This window comes from Nitrosomonas sp. Is79A3 (genome assembly GCF_000219585.1).
Classification (GTDB): domain Bacteria; phylum Pseudomonadota; class Gammaproteobacteria; order Burkholderiales; family Nitrosomonadaceae; genus Nitrosomonas.
Window position 1 is genome coordinate 1,567,102 of sequence record NC_015731.1, and the last position, 15,119, is coordinate 1,582,220.

Consider the following 15,119-nt stretch of genomic DNA (forward strand, 5'->3'; position numbering starts at 1 on the left):
TGACTGGCATAGACATCACACAAAATCTTAAGCGGGGCTTGGCTTTAGCGTACATGCTTCTACTAAGCTTCTCCCCAAGACAGCTGGATAAATGTGGCCAAATAATTGGCCTCCTCCCCATGTGGTTGGTAGTGAGATGCAACCTAAGCGTGCGAGGTTTGCTAAGGCAAGTATAACTTCTGCATTTGGTGGTATAGGTTGCGCTCTATTATCTTCATCATGGATTACTATTTCAGATGGTAAATTTGTTGTTATAAGTAACTTATTACTAATGTCGCCCTCTGGTAGTGCATAGATAACCGATAATATCTTTGCTTCTAAATTGGAGAGCCTCTCCAAGATGTCAATGTGTGTGCGATTAAGATCAATAGGACCGTTCTCAATAGTGGAATTAACAAGCAATTTTGCCCATAAATCCTGCAAATAATCGTCATCTTCAAGCGAAGCAGCCTCAAATAAAGGAATGGCAAGTTTTAAAGGTATTGGTTTAATTGGAGTATCAATGCCGATACTATTCATAAGGGTTCTTGTTTTCTGTATAAAACTCACCTGCCTTTCCAAACGCATATATTTTAATTTGTCCTCATATATTCCAATGGCTTGTTCTAATGGACCAGATATGAAACGCGAAATGAAGCCACCCACTTCCTTACTTGCTTCGATAGCTTGCCCGGTTGTTTTTGCTACTTCTTGAACTGCTTTAGCAGTTTCTTTCACAGCTTCAATTTCTTCTGTCATATTTATATCCTGAGATCCAATAAGTAATCCTTACCATATTCAGCGAAGGTGCATGCTTAGCGATATGTAATAGATTGCTGATGTTGCAATTTTCTAACCATGTAACGCCAATTTAGCAATAAATCCTGAGCGAGATTCCCCAGCCTCTTTCGCCGCCGCATCGATACGACGAAGTACGCGCGATGGAAGCGTGATATTTATGCGCTCAACCTTATCCGATAATTCGGCCAGATCAATTGTGACGACTGCCCAGACCCAGCCTTTGTATTCAGGATTGGCTTGATGCTCACTGATGCTTTTAGGGTGAGGCACAGAGCCGCCATCATCAATTACGGTTTCTAACCACAATTCAATTGCTTCTTTTGCTTTATCGATTGCTTCATCAATCGTATCGCCCGCAGAAAAACAGCCTGGAAGATCAGGAACGACCACGCCGAAAGCGTGCTTGTCATCACCAGGTTCAATTGCTATTGGATATCTCATGTAATTCCTCTTATTTAAGCCCCGCTTGTTTTAACAACTTGTTTGAGAGACCAATGCCAAGGTCTTTTTTAGGATGCGGAACGCTGATATGACCGCTTTTCTCAGGATGAGTATAAACGTGGTGCGATCCCTTGGTTCCCCGTAGTGACCATCCATCCTTTTCAAGTTGTTTGATAATTTCTTTGCTGTTCATGTTGTGTATTGTACACACCATTTTAAAAAGATCAATAGTGTGTTCAGTTATCCACCGGAAAACCAAGCAAATTGAGGGCTGTAGCGTCTCTATGATGATGGTCATAAATTGCCATCATCAGGACGTTAACAATGATTTCTTTCGCAGAAAAAAGAAAAATACAAAGCACAATATTAGAACAAAACAAGATTCTTTCCAGCAATCCATCGTTTGCCGATAAACGGCAGGCGCAAAAGATCAAATCAGAGGCGATGATCAGACTTGGCTTGGTTGGTGCCGGGCAGCAGGCACCCATTGTCGAAACAGATCAACCAGACGAAGATAAACCAGTTGAGCGCAAATCCACTGCGCACCTGTACGAATTCGACCCGAACCGCAAGCCAGCACAACGCAAGAAAGACAATACCGCAGCGATGGCATTGCTTGACCGCATTGATTCCGGTGAAATTGATGCAAATAGCCTGACTGATGAACAAAAAGCCACTTTAGCCAAATATTCCGGTACCGGTGGCGCATTGATCGGAGCTGATGGCAAAAAGGGCAGTGCCTATGAATATTACACACCCAAACCGATAGCTCAAGGGGTGTGGGATCTGATGAGTGAATTAGGCTTTAGCGGCGGTAAAGTGTTAGACCCATCCGCTGGCGTGGGTGTTTTTGGTGCTGTTGCGCCGATTAATGCGGCTGTTGATGCTATCGAATTGAATGAGACTTCCGGGCGTATCAATGGATTGGTAAATGATGGTCCGGGCTATTCAACCACTGTTTCAGCGTTCGAGAAGGTGGCGGCCAATACCCCAGATGAATCATACGATGCGATTGTCACTAATGTGCCTTTTGGCGGTGTTGCTGATCGCGGCGGCAATCAGTTATTAGATAACCGGTACCAGAAAGAGCCGCTGCAGAATTATTTTATACTGCGTTCGCTGGAAAAGCTAAAGCCGGGCGGTCTGGCTGTTTTCATTACTCCACCGCGCTGCGTATCAGGCAAAGGCGGCAAGGAGGAGGATTTGCGCGTAAAAGCCAGTTTTATGGCTGAGTTCCTGGGCGCGTATCGCCTGCCCAATTCGGTATTCGGTACCGCAAGTGCTGACACGATGACGGACGTTATAGCCTTTCGCAAATACAGCCGGGAAACACTGGATAAGATAGCGGAATTGCGCGAACAGTCACCGCAAAGCCTGATTGAAGCCAATGTTCAATGGCAGGAATTCATTGATGGCCATTACTTCGACAGGGAAGGGAAGCGCTTTATCCTGGGTGAATTTGTACCCAAAGATCCCAATAAATTCCGGGACGTTGACCGCGTAATCAATCCGGCCAATGTTGCGGAAATAGGCCGAATGCTTAAACGATTCCCGGATTCAAGAATTAACTGGGATCTGCTGGGAGCCGTCGAAACATCGCCAATTATCTACCGTGACGACGACACCATTACCCAATCCGGGCAAACCCTGCAAATGCAGGATGGCCGATGGGTAGCCATGGCGCGAGGCGAAGAAAGTGTCGATATGGCAAAGCTGGCCGGGAATATGGCAACGCCGTACAACGCCTTCGAGAACAAAGTAACCTGGGCTGATGCGATCAAGTATTTTGACTACATGACTGAGACCTCTCAGGCGCTTGATATTCCTGCTTGGGCGCGCGGCGCAATTAATGAGATCAAGCGGTTATCTGATGATGGTGAGCGTGGCAAACACTGGAATGCTGGTGTGGTGGGCATGTCGGTTGCGCAAGTATTGGAAGAGCGGCTTAGTGAAGAGGTGGGGGTCAAGTATGTTGACGAGTATCCCGCGTTGTCGGACGCAATGCAGCGCGCATCAACGATAGCCAAAGGCCGCCCATCATCCATTGGCGGAAAAATCAAAGATGGCTTGCTCGCTATTGGCAATCATTACCAGAAGAAAACCGGATTCTCAGCGGTATGGCGTGGAGACGTACAGCAAGAAGTTGCCACAATGGAAATTACGGCTGATTCCAGTTTTGAAGGGTTACGCTATAAAACCAGATCGGCATGGGTAACGCTTGATGATGCCAAGGGCATTTATGGCGATGACTTTGACCCGATTGGAGACCAAGCCTGGTGCGTTTCGCCTGATGGCAAATCAGTCACGCGCGCGGATGATTACTATGTGGGCAATTATGCTGAATTATTAAAACGTGTTGATGCTGAGATTGCGGCAGCTACCGATGACAAAATACGCGATAAGCTGCTGCGGCAAAAATTGGATGCTGATAGCCGGGTGGACCGGGTTGATGTATCAAAACTCACGTTTAATCTATTCACGCCTTATGTGACGAATGAAGAAAAGGCCGAATTCCTGCGGCGATTTGTTCATCCTGCAGCGGTGGTTGTCTTTGATGAAAAAACCGGTGAAAAGCGTGTCGATATTGATATCCCTGGAAGCAAATTAACTGACCGTGAAAAACTGATTAACCGGATTGGCGATTACCTGAAGAACGGCACTATTACGCTTGGTGGCGCAAAACTCGACATGGAAAAGGCTAAAGCCCTGCAAGAGCTGCGCAGAATGGTCAACACTGCCAATGAGCAATTCAACGGCTGGGTGCGCGGCAATAGCGTGATTATGAAGAGACTTGAAGGAATATCCTCAGATCCAACAAAATTGCGCTTCCGGCAAGTTGAAGATAGCTCTCCCATGAAAATACAGGGAATGAGTGATTTGATAACTCCGCACGGGTACCAATTTGCTGAGATCCGCAGGCAAAGCCGGGAATTTGGCGGCATTAATGGGTTTGGGGTCGGCTTGGGCAAGACGCTTACCGCCTTGGCCGCCGTCCAATACGCTCAAAGCATCGGTGTTAAGAAGAAAACATTCTTTGTCGTACCCAATTCAGTGCTATCGAATTGGCGCAAAGAGACTGAGCGCGCATACACGAATCAAGATGATTTGCTGTTTGTTGGACTGCGGGTTAACAAAGCCGGTAAAGCATTGGTTAATTCGACCAACTTTGACGCTGATTTGACCGCAGTCATGGAGAATCGCCACAGTAAGATTTTTATGACAATGGAAGCATTCGAGCGCATCCGCCTGCGCGATGAAACCATTGCTCAGTATGAACAATTCTTGCGTAGAGTTGATGCCAGTTTCGCTGAGAGCGAGGATAAAAAAGAAGATGAGCGGGCGAAGAGTAAGCAAGCCGGGTTGGTTTCTATTTTGTCTAAAAAAACCGGTAGCGCGCCGTATCTTGAGGATTTGGGCGTTGATAGTATTGTGATCGATGAAGCGCACATTTTCAAGAATTCAGCGCAAACAATAGATTTCAAAAGCGCGAAATTCCTGTCTTTATCACCCGCTTCACAACGTGGCTTGGATGCGCAAGCAAAAGCTTGGTTTATACGCGGCAGATCACAGCTTGGTGACGGCGTTCTATTGTTGACGGCAACCGCTATAACCAATAGCCCATTGGAAATCTACTCAATGTTGTCATTGTCGGTAGGTCATGAGCGTGTGAATGATATGTGCCTTGGCATCAAGGGTGCTGACAACTTCATGGAAGTTTTTGTTCAGAAAGAGAATCAGGATGATGTAACGATTGATGGTGTTGCGCGTACAACCGATGTGTTCGTTGGACTGAATAACGTAAGCATACTCAGAAAATCCATTGGTGAAGTAGCCACCATCAAATCGGCTGAAGATGTCGGCGAGCAAATCATTGTTCCGGACCGCGAAGAGAAAGCATCCTCCGTTACATTGACCAGAGATATTGTTGATAGGCTGGGCGTATACAAAAGAGCATTCAGATTTGCAATCGACACTCTGGCGGGAAAAGAACCAAATCGCGGCGGAAAAGAGGCATTTGAAGCGGTATCCGCACATTTCGGTGAGGAATTGGATCTGATTGGCCATCCCTTTAACCTGATCAATAAAATGACGCTACTGATCGCAGATCCAGAACTTGATCAAAGAGCGACATTCTACAACTTCATTGGTGCGCAGAAAGACAAAGCGCAGGATGCGGTAAGTCAGTTCAACGCCAAAAATTTCACGGAAGAGCGGCCAAGATTCACCCCAATGTCATCGGAATCTTCTGTTGTTAGCCGCAAAACAACCAAAGACGAGTCAGGTACTGAAGTCACGATAATGAAAATTAAGGTGGTGGCCAGCATTATTGACGGCAATCGGATCGCCATTGACACCATGACCCCGGAAACCCAAAGCGCATTTGAGGATATTGCGGAAAAAATTGGCTTGGATCTGGATGTGTCGGTACCGCCAAAACTTGCCGCAATGCTTGAAAACTTCCAGCATGAACAAGCTACGCCGCGCGGCATTATGGATGATGGCAGCAAGTCGCCGGTCGTTAAGCAGATTATTTTCTGTGACATTCTGCCACTGCATAACAAGATCAAGCGCTTATTAAATAAACGCGCCGGGATACCATCGGGTGCAATTGCGATAATAACCGGCAAGATCAACAATAAGCCAGATGAAATATTGGCCGTTCAAGATGGTTTTAATGCGTTTGGTGAAGATAATAAATACCGCGTTGTGATCGCCAATGAAAAAGCGGAGGTTGGTATCAATCTGCAAAGGGGAACCCAGGCAATACACCATTTAACCATTGGATGGACACCCGATAGCTTGGAACAACGCAATGGCCGTGGCGTTCGTCAAGGCAATAAAACTGAGCGCGTAAACTCGTATTATTACGATGCAGATGGGACTTTCGACACCAGCAAGCGCTCCATGGTTAATAAAAAGGCTGATTGGATAGGCCAGGTAATGGATGTTGGCGGTAGCGACAACGTTGCGGTTAGCGGAGGATTATCCAAAGAACAAATGGAAGCGCTCATTGAAGTTGTGGGCGATGCCGATGCAATGAAGCGCATGCAGGAAACAATCTCTGCCAAGGAAGCGGAAACCAGGGCGGCGACAAACCGCGATAAGCAGATGATCAATATTGACACCATCCGCAAGCAAAATGCTTTCCTACGCTCCAATCCAAGCCCAGTTAATTTCATAATCGACAAGATTCTTGGCTTGTGGAATCTTGAGAAGCAGATGTTTATGCTAAGCGACAGAATAAACAACCCCAGGGCGACAGAGTCTGCGTTGGCACGAAACAAAGGTCTGCTTTCCGATGTTAATTCCCGCATATCTAGTCTGCGTAACAGTCTTGAGAAATCCGCAACCATTTCAAAAACTACCGGTTATAACTACACCACAAAACAGAACGAAACAGAGACTGTAAACCTGGATGACGTGTTTAAGGTAATTAGAGGAAACAGAAAACAAAAAGACGATGATGTTATTGAGATGCTACGCGGCAAAGTGTGGCCTTCATTTAAAGTCTCTGCCATAGAAGGCGGTCCAATAGTAAACGATTGGCAATCCGAAGTGGATATGGCCAAATCAATGATTGAAGAATCCAAAAACAACTTTATCCGCCAGGCATCTGAGCATGGCAGTTATCCGGCTGAAGTTGCCAAGATTGTGGCCGAAGGTGGCGGAGATGTGCATGAAGGCAAGCCTGTTGTTACCGGCATGTTTGTTCGATTCAAGGATGGCGCGCTGGGTATAGCGGATGTCGCTGGTAATAAAGTTGTGACAGCCACCAAATCCGGCGATTTCCTGAACTACAAATTGGATATCTATATCAAGGATGCTGATGAAGTGATCTACCCAGGATCTTCCGGTTACGATGCATGCTTGGATGAGGCGGCTAAAATTGAGGACATGGTAAACAGCAATGGAAGTATTCAAAATGCGTTCAATAATCTCGTTCCAGAAATCGCACAGCGACGCAAGACTGATGTATTGGCAGAATACAGTCACTATAACTACGTTCTTCCGCAGCCCTATTTTCCATTCGTGATAACGAAGGAAAATACTGAAGTTGAAAAGCATATTGTGGCCTCGCAAAGAGGAATCATCAAATCCATTCGCGGCAGCTACTTTACTGTGCCGAGTAACGTTGCGGTCACAAAAAAGCCTGATGGATTAAATAACTATGATGCACTGCGTGAATACGCAATCGCTCATCATCTGAAGTTGGTAATTGCTGATTTTAGTGAATCGGAATACTGGCTAGGTCTGCAGATAATGAAAACTATCACAGTCGATATGTTTAGGTCTGCCCTTACCGGCTCTACTGAAGAGGAAATCCGCAACCAGGCCACAAACTTTATGTTAAATTCATTGACGTGGTTCGATTTTGAAAGCATATCACCGATTGAAAATCGGATGCTTCCGTATGATCTGCAAAGAGTGCTGAAGGAAGCTATCAAAACGGTGACACCGGTACCGGTAGCGATTGCAACCAATAATACAGCGGCACCCGCGAGCATTGTGGGCATCAAAGTATCCTCATCCTCATGGGCTGATATTAATGTCTGGAAAGAGAACATAAAATCTGCGGCGGTGGCGGCGGGTGATGGCAAATACAAGTTTGATGGCAAGACTAAGGTATGGAATGTTTTACAGCCAACGTGGGATCATCTTATTGCAAACTATCCGGGCGCAGCGGATAAAGTTGAGCTTGTAAGCGGCACCTTGTCTTATCTATAAAAAGGAATTGAATTATGGCATTTACAGAATATTTATTTGATCCTGAGAAGATCAAGGCACAGGTTAATAGCCGAACGCAAAGCCTGCGCGAGAATAAGGGATTCTCAGACTTACTTGGATTCGGACTCAAGGTTGTCAGTGATCGCCTGGCTAAAGACCGTAGAAGGTATATTGACTACGGACCCTATTGGCCTGCATTAAAGGACATCCTGAATGCGAACGGCTACAATTTTGGCGATCAATCAGATCCGATAGTTAAAGCCACATATCACGGCGATTCAGATGTAGAAACGCTTGTGATGGCCGATGAATTCAGAACTGAATACTTAGCAACCACTATTGTGTATACAAACCGATTCATGCTTGATGGCACGACAGGTGAATTCTGGGTGTTGTTTGATTCTGATATGGAAGATCCCGCAGCAAAATAGCTTTTTCTCTTCATTCCTAACATCAGCTTGTCAGTTGGGGTGAGTACATCTATTTTATAGCATGAATTTCTGGGTTGATAGCTTCCACTCCTGATAATGAGGGGTCGCGCCGTCGTCCGGCGCGAAGGGCATGACCCCGACTGGGGGCATGCTGCCCGAACCCTAGTAGTATAATAGTTTATCCAGCCTTCCTATTATTGCTGAACGCCTTTTGATAGTTTTTATATTTTTAATACGCCATCGCTGATAAATCAGTTTGCTTGAATTTAACTAATATTTTTATTATTGTTACTTAGTTATAATTGTAGTATGTGAGATAACGCCCCGATTATGGGAAACGTTAATTTGCTCTAAACCATATATGAAGTTGAAAATTATATGTTATCTGAACTGGATAAAATATCAGAGATTAATGAAAGTTCAATCATTTTATACGCTCGTCTTTGGCAGCTTGAAAAATGGCTGCGGGAAATGGTATATGTTGAATTAAAGACTAAGAAAGGAATTAATTGGTTTAAATTCGATGACACAAAAAAAACTTATGAAGCAGATAAAGCATTTAAACACATACCAACGCCCGATGAAAATCCGCTAAGTTATATTAATTTTTCTGACTTATTGAAGTTAATAAAAAATAATTGGGATCTATTTTTAGGCTATCTTCCACCCCAAGATAATTGGGAAGTGAAAATGGATGAGATTGTACACATAAGAAACAGAGCTGCTCATTTTAGAAAAGGTCATTTGGATGATATTGAACGATTGTTACAATTGATGAGAGACATTGATAAAGGTTTTTGGCAATTTTGTACCGACTATAATGACTTGCATCCAATACTACCGCCTGATAAAGATATTGTTGCTATGAAATATGTCGATCTTAATCCATTTTCATTTAAAGAAATCGCTCCCAATGAGTGGGCACAAATCGGTTCAGCGCCTCAAGGGCTGAGATACATATTGTCGATCAATTTAATTAAGCGGTGGTGGGCTAATAAATTAGAAGTTATAGAAAAGACTCCTGGCTATATATATGATGTTCAAATTTATTTGCGAAATAATCAACAATTTGACTATGGTGATTTTTTAGAATTTTTTAGTAAATTTAAAAGGGAAATACTACACATCTGTTTAGACACATTTTCTAGCAATATACGTGTAACCATTCCTGTAGTAATCGGTAGTAAAAGAGCTTGTGAAATAATAGACGAATTAATTAAATATGCTGAAAATTCGATGTCGGTTCAGCATTCTATTAATTGTGATGATCAGTCAGTGCAGAGATTGTCTGAAAAATGGCCAGAATATATACTTGGACCAAAAAATCCGTTAACTTTTCTTGGACCTGGTATGCCATGTTCATTTTTTAATGTTGCCAACGGTAGTTAAAAAAAGTCATATCGTAAAATAATGTTAATATAAGGCATTGATAAATTAGAATCAAGTACGATATAGCACTGGCGAAGCGGGTTAAATTGTCATTCGATAGATGTTTTAAACTTTAAAAATCAAATCAGTTGAATGTTTTCTTTTTCAGAAATAATTTGTATCTAAGAAAAACTTTTCTGCAAAATCCAACCAAATTGACTTTCAAGAACTAGCTGACGCCTATAAAAATCAGCTTTTATTTCAAGTAGATCTACTTCTTTATTGCGTCTTTCTAATTCCCGTTTCAGTAACCCGATTTCATTTTCTAAGCTAGATACTTGCTGGCCTCGCCAAAATAACGCTCTAATCTCATCAGGAGTTAGACCGCGCCGCCATTCAGGTATGTATAACAAGCTATTCCTAAAGTAATGACCAGCCCAATCTTTACCAAGAAAAGCGCTAGCGTCACCATTAAAGAAGAACTTCAAAAGCCTGATAGCTGATTCCGGTATCTTCTTAGTTCCTTTTTTCCATTGCTTAATTGTTTTCTGATTTTCTCCAGTAATTATTTCGATTTGTTGGCAGTCTATACTATTTATTAAGTCTTCCATTTTTTCTGCCCAAAAGCCACATCATTACAAATTATTTGATGCTTCATTATTTAAACAAAGATATCTTTTATATTGATTTTAAAGGTTTATATCACTTCACGGAATTAGGGATATTCGGAAGAATGTGAATAGATTGAAAGGAACGCTGAAGAGAATTTTTTCTGTATAAGATCTTATGAAATTTTCTGCTGTAATAATTATTAATATGTTCTATTTTACATAATACAAAATATCTGTATGAGTTCAGGTTTTAATGATTGATTCAGTTTGAGTACTACTTGATAGATCGCTTTCTAGTTTCAGGAAAAACCCACCATAACACTGTAGCTTTTGCCATTACGATAAGCGCATGGCAAATCCAATTACTGGCAACGACATTCAAGAAATGGTATCCCACTGGCTTCAAGTGCCAGTGAACGGCTATCTGGGTTCTTCGTACGGCCAAGACATAAATTCATTGTTACATAGACCGCAAGCCGATGGCGCGCCGGAAGCATTGCTAGAGAAGCTGCGAGCTGACGTTCCTGTACTTCAGGCGCTTCCAAGTGGCGCGGTAAATCTTTACAGCGTACAGACTCCGCCCGATAGACTCGGCCTGGTAATTGAAGTGGCCGGTCAAGCAATCACGGTTCCAGAGGTGCGATGAAATGCTGACTAAAAAAGACTTTCAGCAAGCAATTGTAGATTCTGTCGCGGCCTATCCTGCCGTTGCCCCGTTATATCAAGCCGGTGACCCGCGTATTCTGCAAAGTCTGGATGCCATGGCTACCATGCTGGCGATGTTCTCTTCGCAAATTGAGACGGCAATGGCTGAACCATTCGAGAAAGTGCGCGATGCCACCGTTCTTGCTGATGCTGCTATGCGTGGCGTTATCCGCAAAGCAAGCCCAGGAAGAGTAAGAATAACAGTCAAGAATGGCAATAACACCGCTTTCACGGTCGATACCGGCAGAACAATCATTGATTCAGCAGGACTCTCGTACATTATTGAAACATCGGCTGTAATTAATGCAAATTCAACCGGTACATTCGATGCGGTGCAAGTGAAGCGTGAATTGATCAATCACACAGTATCTGGAAGCGCGCCTTTTTATCCTATCGAGATACCGGCACCAACCGATGAGACTTACTTGAGCGGAATTTCAGTAAGCGACACGGATGGCGAGTATGAATACCGCGAAAGATATGTTAATACATGGCCTGATGAGCGTGTTTTTCATGTTGAAGTTGATGACAGGCAGCGTATTTATGTGCGCTTCGGTCAGGATGATATTGTGGGAGTCCAGCCGGTCGATGGTCAGGTTATAACGCTCACAATCTCGCGCTCCGCAGGTGAAATTTCCGCTGCAGCCGGTTCCCCATTTTCCTTTGAGTACCTGCAATCCCCAGCCGAATCCTATGTTGAGTTATCGCTCAATTCCCTGCTGGAAAAAGGCATAAACCCGCCTGACATGGCTACCTTGCGTGACCTGGTGAAATACCCGTCCGTATACAATCATAATGCTGTGTTTCTGGGTGAATTCGACTTCGTTGTAAGGCGTGCATACAGCAACACTAAATTTCTGTCGATCTGGAATGAAGCCATCGAAGAGGTGGCGCGCGGATCTAATGTAGACAACATTAATACGCTATTCGTGGCTTGCCTATCAGCCGATGGCACCGAAGATATCCTGACAGAGCCAAATCCAGCAGCGCCGGTCACGCCTAATTTAATTGCAGAAATAGACTTAACCGCCACCCAGAAAGGTATCCGCAGCGTCATATTGAAAGCTGACAATAGCTATCGGGTTAAATTCATGACACCGGTGCGCTCAGAAATAGCCATGACTATTACGGCCAGCATTTCCACGGCATACGTTGCCGGTGACGTGCAATCGCAAATCATTGAAACAATCTTGTCGGAATACGGTGAAGATCAACCCGGCTCAAAGCGAAGTGCGAATAAACCGCTCTACAAAAGGGTTTATGCGTTACTTAAAGAGAAAATAGCGGCACTATCCGATGCAAATGCAGATATCAAAGTGACTATCGCTGCGCCTGTTGGTGATTACCGGCCAGAATTGTGGCGTTATGTTTCTGCGGATAGCTTAACGGTAACCGTCACATCAGAAAATGTCTTGCCTCCGTCATGGGGTGGGTAAGTGGATTTCCCGAATGCGCAATTACCTGAACTGACACCGCTCAAGAATAGCTTTGCCGTTGATGATGTTGAAAACGATCTGCGCAATCTGTTTATCGATCTGTTCGAGTCTTTAATGGCGCAAAGCGCCTTCGACCTGAATGTTATTGGTGTTGGGCACCTGGGATCAATGGATTTGATTCGCAAGCTGGTAAACGTTGACGGGCTGGCATTAATCGATGGCGAAAGGGAAGAAACTGCCACCCGCTATCTGTACAAAGCATGGAAATCACGCAATAAGAATGGGCGTGGGTTCCATTTTCTAGCCACGTATTTGCAGCTGCTATTTCCCAACGGCTACGCCATTGAGCAAATGGCTCAAACCAAGGCGGGCACATACCCTAATCAGCTATCGCCATTATTAAGAGCCGACTCAACAAAATTCTCCACAAGCCGCGTCCGTATCGCCATCGATTCTTCCAAAACAACATGGGAAAACATCGACAAAATGGCACCCATACTGAGTTCTATAATACCAGCACGCTTAATTCTTTATTTTGCGATGCTGACAACTTGGCGCAAAACCAATTACATCGGAGCCACGATGTTATCCGGGAGTACAACAGTTGTTTACCCGGCTGCATCACAGCCGACCGAATGGGAAAACATAACGCGAATAGGTGCTGCAATGATTGGAATATCAACTAATACTATTTACCCTAAAACGTCATGAGTAGCATTTATTACACATTACTGACCAATGCTGGTGCTTCAGCCATGGCTTACGCGGCTGCGCATGCGACTGCGGTCGATCTAGCGGAAGTGGCGCTTGGCGATGGCAACGGGTCTTTGCCTACGCACACACCCTCATCGACAACGTTGGTTAACGAGGTCTACCGGGCGAACATAAATTCAATAACTCAAGATCCTGATAATGCGGCTTGGTACATCGTTGAATTGGTTGTGCCACCGGAAGTGGGTGATTTCTGGGTGCGTGAATTCAGAATTGATGATGCTGATGGAAACCCGATTTATATCGGTGTAACAGCGCCGGAATTCAAACCTATTCTAGCGTCAGGCATGACTAGGGATAGCATTTACCGGCTGATTGTAGAGACCGCTAATGCAGCGACAATCACCTTGATGGTTGACCCATCCATCGTAATGGCTACGCACGCCTATGTATTGAATGCTGTTTCGGCATACATCCCACTAACCCAAAGAGCCGCAGCAAATGGCGTAGCTACACTGGATTCGGGCGGCAAAGTGCCATTGGCGCAACTGCCGGATGCTTTGGCTACTGAAGCAGAGGTTATAGATTACCTGCAAAACAACATGGCGCGACGATTTTATTTCGGCAATCTATATTAAGGAGATTATTCTAAATGCCATCAGGAAAGTTTTATTCTGGCGTGCTAACCGCAGACACTGACGTTGATACTGGGGCGGTTGCGACCGGTAAATGCCGGACAGTGAATATAAATCTGGTTAACGCAAGCGCCTCAAATGATGCGACCGCTAAGGTTTACATAGGTACTTCAGCAACGCCTGCTGCCGGTGATTATGTTGAATCAAACGTTTTAGTGCCCAAAAATGGCGGGGTTTTCAAATTAACCGGTGAGCCTATGGGCGCTGGTGAGCGAGTGGTTCTGAGAGTGTCGGGATCATCCAATGTAACGGCAAGAATCTCTGGTTTTGAGGAGAATGCATAATGGCGCGCGTTAAAGAGACTGCATCGGCTGTATCTTCGTCAGTATCTTTTGCCAATACAGCAAAAGTAGTCCCAGCCGGTTATACGGGCGAATACGGCAACAGATTGTGGAAGGTATTCAATGTCAGCGGAACTTTTGTGGTTCCAGCGGGAATTACTAAAATCCGCGTGAGGGTGCTTGGTGCTGGTTGCGGCGGCACAAATACTGGTCGGGGTGGTTGCGGCGGTGGTTATGCGCACGGTGAATTTGCTGTTACTCCAGGGGCGAGTCACACCGTAACCGTGGGCGCAGGAAGTGCTGGCGGCGCATCGCCATCTGCGGGCGGGACATCCTCATTTGGCGCGTTGATATCAGCAACCGGTGGATCATCGTCTGCTGGCGGCACGGGAACTGGTGGTGATTTCCAGGCTACCGGTGGAGTATCTGGTAATACGGCGGGTAGTGGAGGCGGCGGTGCCGGATCTCAATTGGGCGATGGCGGTAATACTGCAGCTTATGCCGGTTCTGGCGGGGGTGCAGTATCAAACGGAAGCACCATCGACACTACTGGAGTAACCGGGGGCGCAAGTGCTTTTAGTAATGTGGTTAAAGGATCAACGGGGGCACCTGATTACGCTGGCGTGATAGATGCCACAAGCGGGGCGAGCGGTGCCAGAAATCCAATTAACGCGGCCATACGATTCCGATTCGACGGGTTTGTTGGTGGCGGCGGAACCGTGCCGGGCGGCAAAGGCGGAAGCGGTGCTGGTGGGGCAGGCTCTAATACTGCAGCCGGGGGAGATGGAGGGAGTGGAGGTGGCGGAGGCGGAAGCAATGTTGGTGGTTCTGCTGGTGGCAACGGCGGCATTGGTGGAGGTGGGGGTGGCATAACGGCTGGAGGCGGATTTGGTGGTAATGGTGGTGATGGACTGGTTATTGTGGAGTGGTAAGC

Annotated in this window: 13 protein-coding genes; 9 read left to right on the forward strand and 4 right to left on the reverse strand. The window is 45.2% G+C overall.

Annotated elements, in window-relative coordinates; all coding sequences use genetic code 11:
* Window positions 1–27 precede the first annotated feature (27 nt).
* The 3 genes from NIT79A3_RS07270 to NIT79A3_RS07280 form a co-directional block, all read right to left on the reverse strand.
* On the reverse strand, window positions 28–738 hold the full coding sequence (locus NIT79A3_RS07270; protein ID WP_013965569.1) for an Abi-alpha family protein: 711 nt from the start codon (window positions 736–738) through the stop codon (window positions 28–30).
* 93 nt (window positions 739–831) lie between these two features.
* A complete protein-coding gene (locus NIT79A3_RS07275) occupies window positions 832–1,221 on the reverse strand; it encodes a type II toxin-antitoxin system HicB family antitoxin (protein ID WP_013965570.1) in 390 nt (129 codons plus the stop codon).
* 10 nt (window positions 1,222–1,231) lie between these two features.
* Window positions 1,232–1,414, reverse strand: coding sequence for a type II toxin-antitoxin system HicA family toxin (locus NIT79A3_RS07280; protein WP_041360738.1), 183 nt, complete (start codon window positions 1,412–1,414; stop codon window positions 1,232–1,234).
* Between the two features lie 131 nt (window positions 1,415–1,545).
* Here NIT79A3_RS07280 and NIT79A3_RS07285 point away from each other — a divergent pair, with 131 nt between their 5' ends.
* The 3 genes from NIT79A3_RS07285 (at window position 1,546) to NIT79A3_RS07295 (ending at window position 9,767) form a co-directional block, all read left to right on the forward strand.
* The gene (locus NIT79A3_RS07285) at window positions 1,546–7,947 is read left to right on the forward strand and encodes an SNF2-related protein (protein ID WP_013965572.1); all 6,402 of its coding nucleotides are present in this window, start codon (window positions 1,546–1,548) and stop codon (window positions 7,945–7,947) included.
* A gap of 14 nt (window positions 7,948–7,961) precedes the next feature.
* The gene (locus NIT79A3_RS07290) at window positions 7,962–8,378 is read left to right on the forward strand and encodes a hypothetical protein (protein WP_013965573.1); all 417 of its coding nucleotides are present in this window, start codon (window positions 7,962–7,964) and stop codon (window positions 8,376–8,378) included.
* Window positions 8,379–8,756: 378 nt separating this feature from the next.
* A complete protein-coding gene (locus NIT79A3_RS07295; protein ID WP_013965574.1) occupies window positions 8,757–9,767 on the forward strand; it encodes a Swt1 family HEPN domain-containing protein in 1,011 nt (336 codons plus the stop codon).
* 161 nt (window positions 9,768–9,928) lie between these two features.
* Here the strand turns inward: NIT79A3_RS07295 and NIT79A3_RS07300 are convergent, their stop codons facing one another.
* Window positions 9,929–10,357: a hypothetical protein gene (locus NIT79A3_RS07300; protein WP_013965575.1), complete on the reverse strand. Its 429-nt coding sequence runs from the start codon at window positions 10,355–10,357 to the stop codon at window positions 9,929–9,931.
* 349 nt (window positions 10,358–10,706) lie between these two features.
* On the opposite strand from NIT79A3_RS07300, the gene NIT79A3_RS07305 reads away from it, so the two are divergent.
* The 6 genes from NIT79A3_RS07305 to NIT79A3_RS18675 are packed head-to-tail and all read left to right on the forward strand — an operon-like array spanning window position 10,707 to window position 15,117.
* Entirely contained in the window at window positions 10,707–11,003 is a 297-nt protein-coding gene (locus NIT79A3_RS07305) for a hypothetical protein (protein WP_013965576.1), read from the forward strand.
* A 1-nt stretch (window position 11,004) separates the two neighbouring features.
* Window positions 11,005–12,498, forward strand: coding sequence for a hypothetical protein (locus NIT79A3_RS07310; protein ID WP_013965577.1), 1,494 nt, complete (start codon window positions 11,005–11,007; stop codon window positions 12,496–12,498).
* Window positions 12,499–13,209 (forward strand): hypothetical protein, encoded by a 711-nt coding sequence (locus NIT79A3_RS07315; RefSeq protein WP_013965578.1) that lies wholly within the window; start codon window positions 12,499–12,501, stop codon window positions 13,207–13,209.
* Window positions 13,206–13,847, forward strand: a complete 642-nt coding sequence (locus tag NIT79A3_RS07320; RefSeq protein WP_013965579.1) for a phage tail protein — start codon at window positions 13,206–13,208, stop codon at window positions 13,845–13,847. The genes NIT79A3_RS07315 and NIT79A3_RS07320 overlap by 4 nt, the downstream gene beginning before the upstream one ends.
* Before the next feature lie 14 nt (window positions 13,848–13,861).
* A complete protein-coding gene (locus NIT79A3_RS07325) occupies window positions 13,862–14,188 on the forward strand; it encodes a hypothetical protein (RefSeq protein ID WP_013965580.1) in 327 nt (108 codons plus the stop codon).
* Window positions 14,188–15,117 (forward strand): hypothetical protein, encoded by a 930-nt coding sequence (locus NIT79A3_RS18675; RefSeq protein ID WP_013965581.1) that lies wholly within the window; start codon window positions 14,188–14,190, stop codon window positions 15,115–15,117. The genes NIT79A3_RS07325 and NIT79A3_RS18675 overlap by 1 nt, the downstream gene beginning before the upstream one ends.
* Window positions 15,118–15,119: the final 2 nt, after the last annotated feature.